The organism is Paracoccus sediminilitoris (genome assembly GCF_003259195.1).
In the GTDB taxonomy this organism is placed as follows: domain Bacteria; phylum Pseudomonadota; class Alphaproteobacteria; order Rhodobacterales; family Rhodobacteraceae; genus Paracoccus; species Paracoccus sediminilitoris.
Genome location: NZ_QJPK01000003.1, coordinates 91141 through 108441, shown reverse-complemented (window position 1 = coordinate 108441; position 17301 = coordinate 91141). Strand labels below are relative to the sequence as shown.

Sequence of the window (17301 nt, the reverse complement as noted above, 5' to 3'; positions counted from 1 at the left end):
CGATTGGCAAGGGTTCAGCGCAGATCGCGCCCTTCGACGAAATGGCCCCGGGACGGGGGGCGACCGGCGGCATTGGCAAGGGCGCGGGTCACGACAACGTATCCGGTGCCGAATGGCGAAGAAGGCGAGATGCCAGCATGGAAATGCCCTTATTGAATGCTGTCGTACCCTAATCGGCGTCAAACCCTTGTGACAACGGACGGAACACCGTATTCCCTGCCAAAATTCGATGAAGGGTTAACCGCATGACCGACGCGCCGAAAAAAGTCGTCCTCGCCTATTCCGGTGGGCTGGATACCTCGATCATCCTGAAATGGCTTCAGACCGAATATGGCTGCGAGGTCGTGACCTTCACTGCCGATCTGGGCCAGGGTGAAGAGCTGGAGCCTGCCCGCGCCAAGGCCGAGCTGCTGGGCATCCCTGCCGAGAACATCCATATCGAGGACCTGCGCGAGGAGTTCGTGCGCGATTTCGTCTTCCCGATGTTCCGCGCCAATGCGCTGTACGAAGGGCTGTATCTGCTGGGCACGTCGATCGCGCGGCCGCTCATCTCGAAGCGGCTGGTCGAACTGGCCAAGCAGCATGGCGCGGATGCGGTGGCGCATGGCGCGACCGGCAAGGGCAACGACCAGGTCCGGTTCGAGTTGAGCGCCTATGCTTTGGACCCGTCGATCAAGGTCATCGCGCCCTGGCGTGAATGGGACCTGACCAGCCGCACCCGGCTGATCGAGTTCGCCGAGAAGAACCAGATCCCGATCGCCAAGGACAAGCGCGGCGAGGCGCCCTTCAGCGTGGACGCGAACCTGCTGCACACCTCATCCGAGGGAAAGGCGCTGGAAAACCCCGCCGAAGCCGCGCCCGAATACGTCTATCAGCGCACCGTGAACCCGGAAGACGCCCCCGACACGCCGGAATTCATCGAAGTCACCTTCGAAAAGGGCGACGCGGTGGCCATCAACGGCGAGGCGATGTCGCCCGCCACGATCCTGACCAAGCTGAACGAGCTCGGCGGCGCGCATGGCATCGGTCGTCTGGACTTCGTCGAGAACCGTTTCGTCGGCATGAAGTCGCGCGGCATCTATGAAACCCCCGGCGGCACCGTGCTGCTGGAGGCCCATCGCGGCATCGAGCAGATTACCCTTGACAGCGGCGCGGGCCACCTGAAGGACAGCCTGATGCCCCGCTATGCCGAGCTGATCTATAACGGCTTCTGGTTCAGCCCCGAACGCGAGATGCTGCAGGCGGCCATCGACAAGAGCCAGGAGCATGTCAGCGGCACCGTCCGTCTGAAGCTCTACAAGGGTCTGGCGACCTGCGTGGGCCGCTGGTCGGACCACTCGCTCTATTCCGAGGCGCATGTGACCTTCGAGGATGATGCCGGTGCCTATGATCAGAAGGACGCTGCAGGCTTCATCAGGTTGAACGCCCTGCGCCTGAAGCTGATCGCCAACCGCAACGCCCGCGTCGCGAAATGACCGCCCGGGCCGCCCGCATTGCCATCGTCACCGTCAGCGACCGCGCGGCCGCCGGCGTCTACGAGGACAAGGGCGGCCCCGGCGCCGAAGACTGGCTGCGCGGGACCATCACTTCCCCGATGGAGATCGCGCGCCATATCATCCCCGATGGTCGCGACGGTGTCGCGGCCACGCTGCGCGACCTGGCCGATGGCGGGGCCGACCTGATCCTAGTGACCGGCGGCACCGGCCCCGCGCCGCGCGACCTGACGCCCGAGGCCGTTGCCGATGTCATGGACAAGGAACTGCCCGGTTTCGGCGAGGAAATGCGCCGCGCCAGCCTGGCCGAGGTTCCCACCGCCATCCTGTCGCGCCAGACGGCCGCCATCCGGGGCGCGACGCTGATCATCACCATTCCTGGCAAGCCCTCGGCCATCGCGACCTGTCTGAACGCGGTCTTTGCGGCCGTGCCCTATTGCCTGGACCTGATGGGCGCCGCACGGATCGAGACCGACCCCGCCCGCATCAAGGCGTTCCGCCCCAAATCGGGTTGAGCGCGCGGGGCGGATCGCAGGATCCGGGTATTTGGACAAAAGAGAAATCTGCATCATCCGTCTGCGATTGGCGCGACAGGTCAGCCCCCGAACAGGTGCAGGGCAAGCGGTGCGATGATGGCCGTCAGGACCGCGTTCAGCCCCATGCCGATGCCCGAAAACGCCCCGGCCGTCTGGTTGACCTGAAAGGCGCGCGCCGTACCGATGCCATGGGCCGCGACCCCGATGGCAAAGCCCCGCGCGCGCCAGTCGCGGATGCGCAGGGCGTTCAGCAGGGGCGTGACGATGATCGCCCCGAAGATGCCGGTCAGCAGCACCAGCGCCGCGGTCAGGGTGGGCTGGCCGCCGATGCGTTCGGCGATGCCGATGGCCACGGGCGCGGTGGTGGATTTGGGCGCCAGCGACGCCAGGACCGACCCGCCGACGCCGAAGGCCCGCGCGATCAGCAGCGCCGAGGCGACCGCCGTGATCGACCCTGCCAGCAGACCCGCCAGCATGGGCAGCGCCGCCTTTCGCACCCGGGGTAGGTTGTCGTAAAGCGGCAGGCCCAAGGCCACCGTAGCCGGTCCCAGCATGAAATGGACGAATTGCGCGCCCTCGAAATAGGTCGCGTAATCGGTTCCCGTGCTGATCAGCAGCAGCGCCAGCAGGATCACCGCGACCAGGACCGGATTGGCCCAGCTTTTGCGTCCCGCCGCGCGGAAACAGGCGTCGCCGATCAGATAGGCGACCAGCGTGGCCGTCAGCCAGACCAAGGGGCCTTGGGCCAGATAGGACCAGATCAGCAGCGGATCATTCATGGCCCTGATCCCTTAGCGCGTCGGGTTCTTCGGACCTGGTCAGGCGGGCGACCCAGGTGAAGGCCAGCGCACCCGCCGCGATGGCCAGCAGGGTCGATGCCATCACCGCCACCGCGATGCCCAAGCCATCGCTGCGCAGGGACTGCCAATGCGCGATGATGCCGACGCCCGCGGGCACGAAGAACAGCGACAAATGCGACAGCAGCCCTGTCGTCGTGGGCCGGATGCGGTCGGCCAGGGACGGGCGCAGGATGCAGGCCGCGACCAGCAGCAGCATTCCCGCCACCGGCCCCGGCAAGGGCAGGTCGGCAATGCGCGAGATGACCTCTCCGGCCAGTTGAAAGCCCAGGATGATGGTAAGCGTCTGTATCATGACAGCCAGCGTATCGCGCCCCGCGCGGCCGCGCCAGCGGGCAGCGGGCATGGCGGGGTTGCGTGCGATGCATCTTGTGGATATCCGCAGGCTTTCCGCGATATCTTGCGGTGCTGTTGACTTGGCGGCGGCATGCAGGAACAATCGTCCATCGCCAATCCCCAAAGGGACCCGCCCCTTGCGCTTTGACCGCCTGCGATTGAACGGCTTCAAGAGCTTCGTGGACCCGACCGATCTGGTCATCCGCGAAGGGTTGACGGGTGTCGTCGGTCCCAATGGCTGCGGCAAATCCAACCTGCTGGAGGCGCTGCGCTGGGTCATGGGGGAAAACCGTCCCTCGGCCATGCGGGGCGGCGGGATGGAGGACGTGATCTTTGCGGGCACCACGCGCCGCAGCGCCCGCGCCCATGCCGAGGTGTCGCTGACCGTCGATAACCGCGACCGCCTTGCGCCTGCGGGCTTCAACGAGGACGACCAGTTCGACATCACCCGCCGCATCACCCGTGACGCGGGCAGCGCCTACAAGATCGCGGGCAAGGATGTCAGGGCGCGCGACGTGCAAATGCTGTTCGCGGATGCCTCGACGGGCGCGCACAGCCCGGCGCTGGTGCGGCAGGGCCAGATCAGCGAACTGATCAACGCCAAACCCAAAAGCCGTCGTCGCATCCTTGAGGAGGCTGCCGGGATCTCGGGGCTGTATCAGCGGCGGCATGAGGCCGAGCTGAAGCTGAACGGGGCCGAACTGAACCTGTCGCGGGTCGATGATACGCTGGAGAGCCTGTCCACGCAGGCCGCATCGCTGGCGCGTCAGGCCCGCGCCGCCGCGAAATACCGAGAGATTGGCGCGGCGCTGCGGCTGGCCGAGGGCGTGCTGCTGTATCGGCGTTGGGCCGAGGCCGAAGCGGCCCGCACCGCCGCCGCCGAAGCCCTGTCCCATGCCGTCCAGCGGGCAGCCCAGGCCGAAGCCGCCGCTGCGGATGCCGAAGCGCGCCGCCTGGACGCCGATGACGCGTTGCCGCCGCTGCGCGAGGAGGAGCAGGTCGCCGCCGCCATCCTGTCGCGCATTCTGGTCGAGCGCGAGGCCCTGGACGAGGCCGAGGCCCGCGCCGAGGCCGCCATTGCCGCGCTGACCGCCCGCATCGCCCAGCTGGACCGCGACATCGAGCGCGAGGAAGGTTTGAACCGCGACGCGGGCGAGGTCGTGGCAAGGCTGTCCGCCGAACGCGCCCAGCTGGAGGCCGCGGGGCAGGGGCACGACGATCGTCTGGACGCCGCCGCCGCCATGGCCGAAAAGGCCACCGAAACCCTGCGCGATTTGGAAGGCCGACTGGCCGAGCTGACCGACGAATCGGCCCGCTTGGCCGCCCGCCACCAATCGGCCGAACGGCTGGCCGCGGATCTGCGCGCCATGTTCGACCGCGCCGACCGGGCCGCGACCGAGGCCGCGGAGGCCGCCGAAACCGCCGCCGTGACGGGGGCCGCGGCGCAGGTTGCGCTGGAACAGGCCGATGCCGCGCAGGATCAGGCCCGCGCCCGGGTGGACGCCGCCGAAGACGCGCTGGCGCAGGCCGAAGCCGCCCACGGCGATCTGGAAACCCGCGAAGCCGCCGCCCGCGCCGCCCGTGCCCAGGCCGAAGGCGAGGCGAATGCCCTGGCCGCCGAGATGGCCGCCCTGCGCCGCCTTGTGGAACGCGGGCAGTCGGGGAGGCTGGCGTTGCTGGACCAGGTGCAGGTGGCGCGGGGGTATGAAACCGCCTTCGGCGCGGCACTGGGTGACGATCTGCGCGCCGGTCAGGCCCAAGGCGGAACGGGCTGGCATGCGCTGCCGGTTTGGGATGCGCCGCAACCCTTGCCCGCGCGGGCGCAGCCGCTGGCACCGCATGTGTCCGGCCCCGACCTGCTGTCGCGACGCCTGTCGCAGACCGGCCTTGTGGTGGATGCCGGGACCGGCGCGGCGCTGCAGGCCGATCTGCGCCCCGGTCAGCGTCTGGTCACACCGCAGGGCGATCTGTTCCGGTGGGACGGGCTGTGCGTGATGGCGGGCGAAGCCTCGTCCCAGGCGGCGCTGCATCTGCAGAAGGTCAATGAACTTGCCGAAATTACCAAACAGGCCGATCAGACCCGTACCCGCGCCGATGCCGCCATCGAGACGCATGAGGATGCCAAGGCGGCCCTTGCCGATGCCGCCGCCACTGAAAAATCGGCCCGCGATGCCCGGCGCGAGGCGGAAAGGCTGCTCTCGGATGCCGCGCGGGCGGCCACGCGGGCGGAATCCGATCTGGCCATGGCAGGCAGCCGCGCCGAGGCCGCGCGCGCTGAACTGGCCCGCCATCAGGCCGATGCGGCTGACGCCCGCACCCGTCTGGATGATGCGCAGGCGCAGCTGGACGCACTGCCCGACCGGGCCGATGCCGCCATTGCCGTCGACCATGCCCGCACCAGCGTCGAGGCCGCGCGCATTGCCACCATGACCCGCCGTGCGGGCCTGGACGAACTGCGCCGCGACGGTGATGCACGCCAGAAGCGCATCACGGCCATCGACCGCGAGGTCGCGGGCTGGCGCCAGCGGTTGGAACAGGCGGGGACCCGTGCCGCCGAACTGGCCAGCCGCCGCGACGGGGCAGGCGATGAACTGGCCGGTGCCAAGGCCCAGCCCGCCCTGCTGGCCGAACGCCGCGAGGCCCTGGCCGAACGCGAGGCGCAGGCCCAGACTCGCCTGACCCGCGCGCGCGACGCGCTGGCTGCGGCCGATGACGCGGCCCGCATCGCCGCCCATGCCGAACGTGATACCGCCCGCCTGGCATCCGAGGCCCGCGAGGCCCGCGCCGCCATGGATGCCCGCGCCGAGGCCGCCACCGCCGCCGAGGCAGCCGCCCGCGACCGCATCCTGGAGGAAACCGACCAGACCCCCGCCGCGCTGCTGGCCGGCCTTGGCGATGTCGACCCCAAGGCCCCCGCCGATGTGCTGGAACATCAGATCACCCGCCTGCGCACGCAGCGCGACGCGCTTGGTGCCGTCAACCTGCGCGCCGAGGAGGACAAGCGCGAGCTGGAGGCCGAACGCGACCAGCTGGCCGCCCAGAAGGCTGATCTGGAGGAAGCCATCCGCAAGCTGCGCGCTGGCATCGGCAGCCTGAACCGCGAGGGGCGCGAACGCCTGTTGGCTGCCTTCGAGACCGTGAACGCTAATTTCGCCACCCTGTTCACCGCGCTGTTCGGGGGCGGAGAGGCGCGGCTGGTGATGGTCGAATCCGACGACCCGCTGGATGCGGGCCTGGAAATCATGTGCCAGCCGCCGGGCAAGCGGTTGTCGACGCTTTCGCTGTTGTCGGGGGGCGAACAGACGCTGACGGCGATGGCGCTGATCTTTGCGGTGTTTTTGGCCAATCCCGCGCCCATCTGCGTGCTGGACGAGGTCGACGCGCCGCTGGACGATGCCAATGTCAGCCGCTTCTGCGACCTGCTGGACGAGATGACCCGTCGCACCGACACGCGGTTCCTGATCATCACCCACCATGCGGTGACGATGGCGCGGATGGATCGCCTGTTCGGCGTCACCATGGTCGAACAGGGTGTCAGCCAACTGGTCAGCGTCGATCTGAAACGCGCCGAGGCTCTGGTCGCCTGAGGAATGCCTTGCTAGGGTCCGGCCAACGCCAACCCAAGCGAGGATATCATGAGCGTCGAACAGACCTTGGCCGACAAGGGCATCACCCTTCCCGAGGCCCCCATGCCCGCCGCCAATTACGTCCCCTTCGTGCAGACCGGCAATCTGGTCTTCATCTCGGGGCAGATCAGCGCGGATGAGAACGGGTTGATCACCGGCAAGCTGGGCGATGGCACCAGCGTCGAGGATGGCGCCGCCGCCGCCCGCCGCTGCGGTCTGGCCCTGATCGCGCAGCTGAAATCCGCCGTGGGCGATCTGGACCGTGTGGCCCGCGTCGTCAAGCTGACCGGCTTCGTGAATTCGACCCCCGATTTCACCGATCAGCCCAAGGTCATCAATGGCTGTTCCGACCTGATGGTCGAGGTCTTTGGCGATGCGGGCCGCCATTCGCGCGCCGCCGTGTCCGCGCCGTCGCTGCCCTTCGGCGTGGCTGTCGAGATCGAAGCCATCTTCGAGGTGAAGTGATGACTGCGCTGCCGCAAGCCTTTCTGACCGCCCCCATCGCCCATCGCGGATTGCACGGGGACGGCGTGCCGGAAAACAGCCTTGCGGCGGCGCGTGCCGCCATCAAGGCGGGTTACGGGATCGAGCTGGACATCCAGCCCGCCGCCGATGGGACGCCCATGGTCTTTCACGACTATGACCTGACGCGCCTGACGGGGCAGAAGGGGCTGGTGTCCCAGACCTCGGTCGACACGCTGCAGGGCCGTCGCCTGCTGGGCAGCGCCGAACAGGTGCCGACCCTGGCCCAGTTCTTGGAACTGGTCGCGGGCCAAGTCCCCCTGCTGATCGAGATCAAGGATCAGGACGGCACGCTTGGGCCCGATATCGGCGATCTGCACCTGAGGGTCGCGGATGCGCTGGAGGGGTATGAAGGCCCCGTCGCCATGATGTCCTTCAACCCCCATCAGGTCGCGGCATTCCACGACGCCGCCCCCGATATTCCGGTCGGTCTGACCACCTGCGACTTCTCCGAGGAGCACTGGCCCGCCATCTTCGCCGAACGTCGCGCCGAACTGGCGGGCATTACCGATTTCGACCGCTGCGGCGCCAGTTTCATCTCTCATGCGATCGGCGATCTGGGGAATGCACGCGTGGATGCATTGGCCGCGCAGGGCGTGCCGATCCTGTGCTGGACGGTGCGCAGCGCCGAACAGGAACAGGCCGCGCGTCGCATCGCCGGAAACATCACCTTCGAGGGTTACACCCCCGCCGCCTGATGCCACCACCACTGCGGTCAGGACGTCACGCGATTGCGACGTCCTGACCGCATCCGCCCCCCTGACATTCATCGCCGCCCGTCCTATCTTGCCGGGATGAGCGAAACGCTGACCCTGACCACCCATCCCTCCATCGCCCAGATCGATCCGCACCTGTGGGATGGTCTGGGCGACGGAAATCCCTTCACCACCCATCGCTTCCTGCTGGCCTTGGAACAATCGGGATCGGTCGGCACGGGAACGGGCTGGCAGCCGCTGCACCTGACGGTGGAACGCGACGGGCGCATCGTCGGGGCGGCGCCCCTTTACGCCAAGGGCCACAGCCAGGGCGAATACATCTTCGACCATGCCTGGGCGCAGGCCTATACCCGCGCGGGCGGTCGGTATTACCCCAAGCTGCAGGCCGCGGTTCCCTTCACGCCCGCCACCGGGCAACGCCTGCTGGCGCAGGATGACACCGCCCGGATGGCGTTGCTGCAGGGCATGATGCAGGTCACCGACCATGTGCAGGCATCGGGCGCCCATGTCACCTTCTGCACCCAATCCGAGGCCGATCTGGGCGAACAGGCTGGTTTCCTGCCCCGCATCACCCAGCAGTTCCACTGGCTGAACCGCGGCTATGCCAGTTACGACGATTTCCTGGCCGCCCTGTCATCGCGCAAGCGCAAGGACCTGCGCAAGGAACGCGCCCGCGCCCAAGGCTTTGGCGGCACGATCCGCCACCTGACGGGCGACGATCTGCAGCCGCATCACTGGGACGCCTTCTGGGAATTCTATCAGGATACCGGCGCGCGGAAATGGGGCCAGCCCTATCTGACGCGCAAGTTCTTCGACTTGGTTCAGGACACCATGCGCGATGACATCCTGTTGGTCATGGCCGAACAGGACGGCATCCCGATCGCCGGTGCGCTGAACTTTCTTGGTCCTGAAGCCATCTATGGCCGCTATTGGGGCTGTACGGAAGATCACGCCTTCCTGCATTTCGAGCTGTGCTACCACCAGGCCATCGATCACGCGATCGCCCACGGTCTTTCGCGGGTCGAGGCGGGCGCCCAAGGCGACCACAAGCTGGCGCGCGGATACGAACCCGTCCCGATCCACTCGCTTCATTGGGTGGCGGATCCGGGGTTCCTGAAGGCGTTGGAACACTATCTGGACCAGGAACGCGACGCGATGGGCCAGGAAATCCAGGCGCTGACCGACTGGACCCCGTTCCGCAAGGGCTGATCCGGGGTCCGCAGTCGGTCACGCCCCGCGGGGGTCCGGGGGCGCGAAGCCCCCGGACATCGCGGGACGCGAAGCCCGGTCAGACCTTTTCCAGCAGGGCCTCGCCCGCGCTGACGCTGCAGGTGCCCGGCGAATCCTCGACATCGACCGTCTCGAAGGTGCCGTCGCTCAGCAGCGAGGCAAAGCGCTTGCAGCGCCCCTGAAAACCGACCGGCGGCGCGTCAAAATCCAGCCCAAGCGCCTTGGTCAGGCTGCCATCGGCATCGGCCAGAACCTCGATCCCGGCATCCTTGGCGCCGGTCTGCTCGGCCCATGCCGCCGCCACGAAGGGGTCGTTGACGGTGATGCAGACGATCCGCGTCACGCCCTTGTCGCGGAACTGGTCGGCCGTGCGCACGAAGCTGGGCATATGGGCGTTGGTGCAGGTGCCGGTAAAGGCGCCCGGCAGGCCGAACAGCGCCACGCGGCCCGTCGCCAGATCGGTGGTCGAGACGCTTTCGGGGCCGTTCTCGCCCACGCGCAGCAATTGCCCCTCGGGCAGCTTGTCTCCAGCCTTGATGGTCATCGGTCTCTCCTGAATTGCAACGGATTCGGCGCGACTATAGGGTGCGGCCCGATGACAGGCCAGATGACAGCAGAAGGGTACGACGTGATGCGGATCGTGATAGTCGGGGCGGGGCAGGCAGCGGCCTCGATGGCGGCGCGCCTGCGGGCCAAGGGTCACGACGGGCCGCTGACCGTGATCGGTCAGGAACCCGCCGCGCCCTATCAGCGCCCGCCCCTGTCCAAGGCCTATCTGCTGGGCGACATGGCGCTGGACCGGCTGACGCTGCGCGCGCCCGACTGGTGGCGCGATCAGGGGATCGACCTGCGCCTTGGCGAAACGGCGACCGCCATCGATGCACAGGCGCGCGTCGTCACGACCGATGCGGGCGACCATCCCTATGATGCGCTGGCCCTGGCGCTGGGCGCGGAACCCCGCCGCCTGCCAGCCGCGATGGGGGGCGATCTGCCCGGCACCCATGTCATCCGCGATCTGGCCGACATCGACGCGCTGGCCCCCGAACTGACGGCGGGGCGCATCCTTGTGGTAATCGGCGGCGGCTATATCGGGCTGGAGGCCGCAGCCGTCGCCCGCAAGCTGGGCCTGAACGTCACCTTGGTCGAGGCGGCCCCGCGCATTTTGGGCCGCGTTGCATCGCCGCAGACCTCGCAGATCATCGCCGCCCTTCATCACGCCCACGGGGTGACCATCCTTGAAAACACCGGCATCAGCGCCCTGCAAGGCGATGATCGCGTGACCGGCGTTGCGCTGAACGACAGGCGCATCCTGCCTGCTGATCTGGTGGTGATGGGCATCGGCGTCCTGCCGCGGGTCCAACTTGCCGAAACGGCGGGGCTGCATCTGGACAATGGCATCGCCACCGATGCGACGGGCCGGACGTCGGACCCCGCCATCTGGGCCGCCGGCGATTGCGCCAGCTTCCCGCATGAGGGCGTCCAGATCCGGCTGGAAAGCGTCGGCGGCGCCATCGACATGGCCGAATGCGTGGCCGACAACATGCTGGGGCAGACGCGCGACTATGTCGCCAAGCCGTGGTTCTGGTCGGATCAGTTCGATGCCAAGCTGCAGATCGCCGGGTTGAACACCGGCTATGACCGCACGGTGCTGCGGGCCGGGCAGGGCGATCACTGCGCTTCGGTCTGGTATTACCGCCAAGGCCGCCTGATCGCGGTGGACGCGCTGAACGACGCCCGCGCCTATATGATCGGCAAGCGCCTGATCGAGGCCGGACGCAGCCCCGACCCCGACCTGATAGCCGATGCCCCCGACCTGAAGGCCCTGATGACATGATGCCGACACCCCGACACCGCCGCGAAGGAACCGCCCCCGGGGGGCGCGGGGGGCAGGCAGCCCCCCGCCGTCGCGGGACGCAATCATGAGGATCGTCGGCGGCTCGATGCGCGGCCTGAAGCTGGTCGATCTGGGCGAAGGCGACCCCGCCGCCCATCTGCGCCCGACCACCGACCGGGTGCGCGAATCCATCTTCAACCTGCTGATCAATGGCAGCCATGGCAATCCCGTCCCCGGTGCACGGGTGCTGGACCTTTTCGCAGGCACCGGCGCCTTGGGCCTCGAGGCGTTGTCGCGCGGCGCCGCCCATGTCTCTTTCGTCGACGATGGCGCCAAGTCGCGGGCGCTGATCCGCCAGAACATCGAACGCGCCCGCGCCGAAGGGGTGACCGACCACTGGCGCCGCGATGCGACCAAGCTGGGGATGAACCCCGGCGCACCCTATTCGCTGATCCTGCTGGACCCGCCCTATGCGCAGGGCAAGGGCGAGGCCGCGCTGGCCTCGGCCGCCGCAGGCAATTGGATCGCCCCCGGCGCCACCATCGTATGGGAGGAGTCGCGCCCGCCCCTGCTGCCGATCCGCGCCAGACTGCTGGACCGGCGCAGCTATGGCGATACCATTGTCACGCTGGCCCGCTGGTCCGAAGACAGTTAGGCCGACCGCGCGATGCTGGTCGCCGCAGCCTCCAGCGCGCCCTTTCCATGGGGGATGTCCAACGCGGTCAGTCCCGCCTCGATGGCGCCAAGCGTGCCCATCATCATCGCGGCGTTGCAATGTCCCATATGGGCGATGCGCAGCGCATTGGCCGGGTCCTGCGCACCCAAGCCCACCCCAAGCGTCACGCCGCATTCGCGCGTCACCCAGGCCCGCAGTTCGTCCGCGCGCGGCATCCTCACCGCCGTGACCGACGGCGCCCGCGCCGCCGGGTCTGCGACCGGCAGCGCGATGTCGCCCTGCACACCCCAGGCATCGACCGCAGCCCAGACCACCTGCGCCAGACGGGCGTGGCGGGTCCAGACGGCCTCCAGCCCTTCCTCGTCCAGAATCATGGTCAGCGCCTCCTGCAGGGCAAAGACCTGCTGGACCGGGGGCGTGCCGCCCCAGAAGCGCCACAGCGCCTCGGCATCGGCGCGCAGCTGCCAGTCCCAATAGGGCGATGCGGCACCCTGGCGCCCACCCTTGGCCGCACGGTCGGAAAACCAGACGAAGGCAGTGCCGGGCAGGCACATCATGCCCTTCTGGCTGGCCGCGATCAGCACGTCGACGCCCCAGTCGTCCATCCTCATCGGTGCGCATCCAAGCGAGGCGATGGCATCCACCACCAGCAGTGCCGGGTGATCGCCCATCGCGGCCTTCAGGGCGGGAATGTCGGCCATGGTGGCGCTGGCCGTGTCGGTCTGGCAGACCAGCACGGCGCGGATGCTGCCGGCGCGGTCTTGGGCCAGCCTGTCGGCCAGCCGGTCGGGATCGGCGGGCCGGTTGCCGAAATCCAGGCGTTCGGCCCGGATGCCGCTCTGCGTCAGCATCTCGGCCCAGGACCGCCCGAAATGGCCGCAGGTCAGGACCAGCACGTGATCGCCCGGATCGAACAGGTTGTCCGCCGCCGCCTGCCACCCCGCATGGCCATTGCCGATATAGGGCGCCAGATGCTGCGTGGTGCCCGCCAGCCGCTTCAGCTGACCCATCACCGCCACGTTCACCTGCGTCAGCGCGTCGCCATAGATGTCGGGCGAGGCGCGGTGCGCCGCATTCAGCACGCGGGCCGGAACGGGCGAGGGGCCGGGAATGGCAATCAGGTCGTGACCGTGGGCTAGGCTCATCTGCGGTATCCTTCACATCATGCAAGGATCGGTAGGCCCACCTCCGCCAGCCGTCAACCGCCCCAGTGAGGCTTGCAGGGGGCATGGTCTTGTGGGGGCAGGGGGGAACGGGGTAAAGCTGGGGCCAAGTTACGGTGCGCCTGTCCGGGCGGGCCCCATCCTCCGTCACGGAAAGGCCGACCAGACCCGTGGATCCGCGCAAAGACAGCCCCGCCCGCCTGATCGCAGCCGCCCGCACCGGCGATCCCGCACCGACACCCGGCAAGGTGCAGGGCCTTCTGCGCAGGCTGTTCGACGGCTATCTGCGGCCCCACAAGACCGGCATGATCCTGGCCTTCCTGTTGATGACGGTCGAGGGGTCGACCCTGGCGCTGATCAGCTGGATGCTGAAGCCGCTGTTCGACCTTGTCTTCATCGGCAAGGAACCGGGCGCCATCTGGTGGGTCGGCAGCGCCATCTTCGGCATCTTCGTGCTGCGCGCGGTGACGCTGATCGCCAGCCGCGCCCTGCTGACACGGGTGTCGCTTTCGGTGTCGACTGCGATGCAGACGAACCTCTTGGCTCATATCCTGACGCTGGACCAGCGCTTCTTTCGCGAAAATTCTCCCGGCGCCATGATCGAGCGCATCCAGGGCGACACCATCGCCGTGCAGGGTGTCTGGGCCACGCTGATCACCGGGGCGACGCGTGACGCTATTGCGCTGGTCATGCTGTTCGGGGTGGCCATGACCATCGACCCGGTCTGGACGCTTGGCGCGCTGGTGGGGGCGCCGATCCTGATCATGCCCGCCGCCCTGGTGCAGCGATACATCCGCCGCAAGGTGCGCCAGAACCGCGCCAATGCCAGCCTGCGCGCCACCCGCCTGGACGAGGTGCTGCACGGCATCGCCTCGATCCGCCTGAACCGGGCCGAGGCCGACCAGACCGCCCGCTTTGCCGCCATCGTGGGCCGCATCCGGCGGGCCGAAACCAAGGTGGCCGCGACCTCCAGCGTGATCCCGGCGCTGACCGACATCGTCACGGGCATCGGCTTCGTCGCCGTCCTGGCCTTGGGGGGCAACGAGGTGATGGAAGGCGACCGCAGCGTCGGCGATTTCATGGCTTTCTTCACCGCCTTGGCCCTGGCCTTCCAGCCGATGCGTCGCCTTGGCGGGTTGGCCGGCACTTGGCAGACCGCCGCCGCCAGCCTGGAACGCATCTATCAGGTCTTCGACACGCAGCCGACCGTCGTGTCGGGCCCCCGCAGCGATGCCCCCGCCAACACCCGGATCGAGCTGAAGGACGTCAGGCTGTCCTATGACGGCCAGCCGGTCCTGCGCGGCCTGACGCTGACCGCCGAAGAGGGCCAGACTACGGCGCTGGTCGGTCCTTCGGGGGCGGGGAAATCCACCGTCTTCAACCTGCTGACGCGGATGGTCGATGCCGACAGCGGTCAGGTCCTGCTGGGGGGCGTGCCGGTCACGGAATATGATCTTGAGGTGCTGCGCGACCAGTATTCGACCGTCGCACAGGAATCGGCGCTGTTCGACGAAAGCCTGCGCGACAACGTGCTGATGGGGCGGCCCGGCGCCTCGGCCGAGGAACTGCAGAAGGCGCTGGATGCCGCCCATGTCAGCGATTTCCTGGACGACCAGCGCAGCCTGGACAGCGCCGCCGGCCCCCGCGGATCGTCCCTGTCGGGCGGCCAGCGCCAGCGCATCGCCATCGCCCGCGCCCTCTTGCGCGACGCGCCCATCCTGCTGCTGGACGAGGCCACCAGCGCCTTGGACACGGCCAGCGAACGCATGGTCCAGGAGGCCTTGGACAGCCTGTCCAAGGGCCGCACCACGCTGGTCATCGCCCACCGCCTGTCGACTGTGCGCGATGCCGACAAGATCGTGGTGATGGAGGCGGGCAGGGTTGTCGAAGAGGGCAGCCATGACCAGTTGATGGCCAAGGGCGGTGCCTATGCCCGCCTTGTTGCCCTTCAATTCGGAGACCAGGAATGACCCGCAAGATCATCCGCGTGACCGGCGCCGACAGCACTGCCTTTTTGCAGGGGCTTGTCACCAACGACGTCCGGCGTGCCCCCTGCTGGGCGGCGATCCTGACGCCCCAAGGCAAGTATTTGGTCGATTTCCTGATCGTGCCGGATGGCGATGCGCTGCTGATCGACGTGGACGCAGGGCTGGCCGACGACCTGCTGCGGCGGCTGACCATGTACAAGCTGCGCAGCAAGGTCGAGCTGGAAATGACCGATCTGGCCGTGGCGCGCGGCACCGGTTCCGCCCCCGATGGCGCCATTCCCGATCCACGCCACCCGGCGCTTGGCTGGCGGCTCTATGCGGCGCCCGCCGATCTGCCCGCCGATGACGGCACCGATTGGGATGCGATCCGCGTGGCGAACCTGATCCCCGAGACGCTGATCGAGCTGATCCCGAACGAGACCTTCATCCTAGAAACCGGGTTCGAGCGTCTGCACGGCGTCGATTTCCGCAAGGGCTGCTATGTCGGACAGGAGGTCACTGCCCGCATGAAGCACAAGACCGAGCTGCGGAAGGGCATCCAGACCCTGCGCATCGATGGTCAGGCCCCCATCGGTACGACCATCACGGCGGGGGGCAAGGATGTCGGGACGCTGTTCACCCAATCGGGGGGGCGGGCCATCGCCCATGTGCGCCATGACCGCGTGGCCGAGGACATGCAGGCCGCGGATGCGCGGCTTTATCCTGAATGACCTCCGGGGCGGCGCCGCCCCGTGACGACGCAGCCCCGCCGCTGCGCAAGATCATCCATATCGACATGGATGCCTTCTATGCCTCGGTCGAACAGCGTGACCTGCCCGAATTGCGCGGCAGGCCGGTGGCGGTGGGCGGATCGGCGGCGCGAGGTGTCGTGGCTGCCGCCAGCTATGAGGCGCGGGTCTTTGGCGTGCGTTCGGCCATGCCATCCGTCACCGCCGCGCGGCTTTGCCCCGACCTGGTCTTCGTGCGCCCCCGCTTCGAGGTCTATCGCGAGGTCAGCCAGCAGATCCGCGCCATCTTTGCGCGCCATACCCCCCTGATCGAGCCGCTGTCGCTGGACGAGGCCTATCTGGACGTCACCGACCGCCTGGAGCCCGGCCAGACCGCGACCCAGGTCGCGAAGGCCATCCGTGCCGCCATCCGTGCCGAAACCCGCCTGACCGCCAGCGCCGGCGTCAGTTACAACAAGTTCCTGGCCAAGCTGGCCTCGGACCAGAACAAGCCTGACGGGCTGTGCGTCATCACCCCCGACCGGGGACCGGACTTCGTGCTGGACCTGCCGGTGGGCAAGTTCCACGGCATCGGCCCCGCCACGGTCGCCAAGATGCAGGCGATGGGCATCCTGACCGGTGCCGACCTGCGGGCGCAGGACCTGGATTTCCTGACGCGGCGCTTTGGCAAGGCGGGGCGCTATTACTGGAACATCGCGCGCGGGGTGGACCATCGGCGGGTCAGCCCGGACCGGATCCGCAAATCCGTGGGGGCGGAAAACACCTTTTCGGCCGATCTGATGACGCTGGAGGCCGCCTCCGATGCGCTGGCACCCTTGGCGGACAAGGTCTGGACCCATGTCGACAAGCACCGCCTGCAGGGGCGGACCGTGACGCTGAAGGTCAAGTTCAGCGATTTCCAGCAGATCACGCGGGCGCGCAGCATGGGGGCGGCGGTCGCCGGGCGCGACCAGATGCTGGCCGTGGCGCGGGATCTGGCGGCGGGGGTGCTGCCCGACCCGCGCGGGGTGCGTCTGCTGGGGATCACGCTGTCGGGTTTCGACGCCGAACCCGATGACGGCCAGCTGAGCCTGTTCGATTAGCGCCAGCGCACCCGTCTGCCGGGGCCCTGGGCGGCCAGGATCAGCAGCCCGCCTGCGATGGCCCAGTTCTTGACGACGATGGTGACTTGCCAGGGATCGGCGCGCAGCTGCCAGTGAAACCAGCTGGTCGCGATGCAATAGACCGCCAGCACCAGCGCCCAGCCCCGCACCCAGGGCCCGAAGATCAGCGCCAGTCCCGCCGCCAGGTTGAAGACGGCCACCGGCCAGACCAGGTCGGCGGGCAGGCCCAGGCTGGCGATCATCCGCTCGACCTGCACAGGGTCGGTGAATTTCTGCACGGCACCGCCCAGGAACAGCAGCGCGATCAGAATACGGCCCAGCAGGTTCAGCAGATCGTTCATCCTTGCCCCCTTCGATGACGCAGATTTGCATCCGGTGGCGGGGCCGAACCACGCCGAATGCACCCGATCACTGCATCGTGACGACGCAGGCGTGATGGCAAAACGCCCCGCCGGCACATGCCGCGGGGCGTCGAAATTCTGCTTGGGCGTAA

Annotated in this window: 16 protein-coding genes; 11 read left to right on the top strand and 5 right to left on the bottom strand. The window is 68.1% G+C overall.

Translation table 11 applies throughout. From position 1 onward, the window contains the following. Nucleotides 1–245: 245 nt before the first annotated feature. Together DKT70_RS06185 and mog are read left to right on the top strand one after the other, a co-directional pair. The gene (locus tag DKT70_RS06185; protein ID WP_111558316.1) at nucleotides 246–1475 is read left to right on the top strand and encodes an argininosuccinate synthase; all 1230 of its coding nucleotides are present in this window, start codon (nucleotides 246–248) and stop codon (nucleotides 1473–1475) included. Next, a complete protein-coding gene (mog, locus tag DKT70_RS06180; RefSeq protein WP_111558315.1) occupies nucleotides 1472–2008 on the top strand; it encodes a molybdopterin adenylyltransferase in 537 nt (178 codons plus the stop codon). The genes DKT70_RS06185 and mog overlap by 4 nt, the downstream gene beginning before the upstream one ends. A gap of 80 nt (nucleotides 2009–2088) precedes the next feature. Here mog and DKT70_RS06175 read toward each other — a convergent pair whose 3' ends face one another. Next, a complete protein-coding gene (locus DKT70_RS06175; RefSeq protein ID WP_111558314.1) occupies nucleotides 2089–2808 on the bottom strand; it encodes an LrgB family protein in 720 nt (239 codons plus the stop codon). Continuing rightward, nucleotides 2801–3181: a CidA/LrgA family protein gene (locus DKT70_RS06170; RefSeq protein ID WP_111558380.1), complete on the bottom strand. Its 381-nt coding sequence runs from the start codon at nucleotides 3179–3181 to the stop codon at nucleotides 2801–2803. Before DKT70_RS06170 ends, DKT70_RS06175 begins: the two co-directional genes overlap by 8 nt. A gap of 178 nt (nucleotides 3182–3359) precedes the next feature. Between DKT70_RS06170 and DKT70_RS06165 the strand changes: the two genes are divergently transcribed. From DKT70_RS06165 to DKT70_RS06150, 4 genes are all read left to right on the top strand, one after another. Further along, on the top strand, nucleotides 3360–6809 hold the full coding sequence (locus DKT70_RS06165; RefSeq protein WP_111558313.1) for an AAA family ATPase: 3450 nt from the start codon (nucleotides 3360–3362) through the stop codon (nucleotides 6807–6809). 48 nt (nucleotides 6810–6857) lie between these two features. After that, the gene (locus DKT70_RS06160) at nucleotides 6858–7313 is read left to right on the top strand and encodes a RidA family protein (protein ID WP_072295871.1); all 456 of its coding nucleotides are present in this window, start codon (nucleotides 6858–6860) and stop codon (nucleotides 7311–7313) included. Further along, complete coding sequence (locus tag DKT70_RS06155; RefSeq protein ID WP_111558312.1) at nucleotides 7313–8068, top strand: glycerophosphodiester phosphodiesterase family protein; 756 nt, start codon at nucleotides 7313–7315, stop codon at nucleotides 8066–8068. Before DKT70_RS06160 ends, DKT70_RS06155 begins: the two co-directional genes overlap by 1 nt. Before the next feature lie 96 nt (nucleotides 8069–8164). Then, on the top strand, nucleotides 8165–9295 hold the full coding sequence (locus DKT70_RS06150; protein WP_111558311.1) for a GNAT family N-acetyltransferase: 1131 nt from the start codon (nucleotides 8165–8167) through the stop codon (nucleotides 9293–9295). A 79-nt stretch (nucleotides 9296–9374) separates the two neighbouring features. On the opposite strand, the gene DKT70_RS06145 is transcribed toward DKT70_RS06150, so the two are convergent. Continuing rightward, the gene (locus tag DKT70_RS06145; RefSeq protein ID WP_111558310.1) at nucleotides 9375–9860 is read right to left on the bottom strand and encodes a peroxiredoxin; all 486 of its coding nucleotides are present in this window, start codon (nucleotides 9858–9860) and stop codon (nucleotides 9375–9377) included. Between the two features lie 87 nt (nucleotides 9861–9947). Between DKT70_RS06145 and DKT70_RS06140 the strand changes: the two genes are divergently transcribed. Beyond that, complete coding sequence (locus DKT70_RS06140; protein WP_111558309.1) at nucleotides 9948–11150, top strand: NAD(P)/FAD-dependent oxidoreductase; 1203 nt, start codon at nucleotides 9948–9950, stop codon at nucleotides 11148–11150. Between the two features lie 85 nt (nucleotides 11151–11235). After that, nucleotides 11236–11805, top strand: a complete 570-nt coding sequence (rsmD, locus tag DKT70_RS06135; protein ID WP_111558308.1) for a 16S rRNA (guanine(966)-N(2))-methyltransferase RsmD — start codon at nucleotides 11236–11238, stop codon at nucleotides 11803–11805. On the opposite strand, the gene DKT70_RS06130 is transcribed toward rsmD, so the two are convergent. Beyond that, nucleotides 11802–12971, bottom strand: a complete 1170-nt coding sequence (locus DKT70_RS06130) for a pyridoxal-phosphate-dependent aminotransferase family protein (RefSeq protein ID WP_111558307.1) — start codon at nucleotides 12969–12971, stop codon at nucleotides 11802–11804. The two genes, rsmD and DKT70_RS06130, sit on opposite strands and share 4 nt — an antisense overlap. 323 nt (nucleotides 12972–13294) lie before the next feature. On the opposite strand from DKT70_RS06130, the gene DKT70_RS06125 reads away from it, so the two are divergent. The 3 genes from DKT70_RS06125 to dinB are packed head-to-tail and all read left to right on the top strand — an operon-like array spanning nucleotide 13295 to nucleotide 16787. Then, nucleotides 13295–14959 (top strand): ABC transporter ATP-binding protein, encoded by a 1665-nt coding sequence (locus DKT70_RS06125; RefSeq protein ID WP_111558379.1) that lies wholly within the window; start codon nucleotides 13295–13297, stop codon nucleotides 14957–14959. Then, the gene (ygfZ, locus tag DKT70_RS06120) at nucleotides 14956–15687 is read left to right on the top strand and encodes a CAF17-like 4Fe-4S cluster assembly/insertion protein YgfZ (protein ID WP_111558306.1); all 732 of its coding nucleotides are present in this window, start codon (nucleotides 14956–14958) and stop codon (nucleotides 15685–15687) included. Before DKT70_RS06125 ends, ygfZ begins: the two co-directional genes overlap by 4 nt. Next, entirely contained in the window at nucleotides 15684–16787 is a 1104-nt protein-coding gene (gene dinB, locus DKT70_RS06115; RefSeq protein ID WP_111558305.1) for a DNA polymerase IV, read from the top strand. The genes ygfZ and dinB overlap by 4 nt, the downstream gene beginning before the upstream one ends. Here the strand turns inward: dinB and DKT70_RS06110 are convergent. Next, nucleotides 16784–17149, bottom strand: a complete 366-nt coding sequence (locus tag DKT70_RS06110) for a DoxX family protein (protein WP_111558304.1) — start codon at nucleotides 17147–17149, stop codon at nucleotides 16784–16786. The genes dinB and DKT70_RS06110 overlap by 4 nt on opposite strands. Nucleotides 17150–17301: the final 152 nt, after the last annotated feature.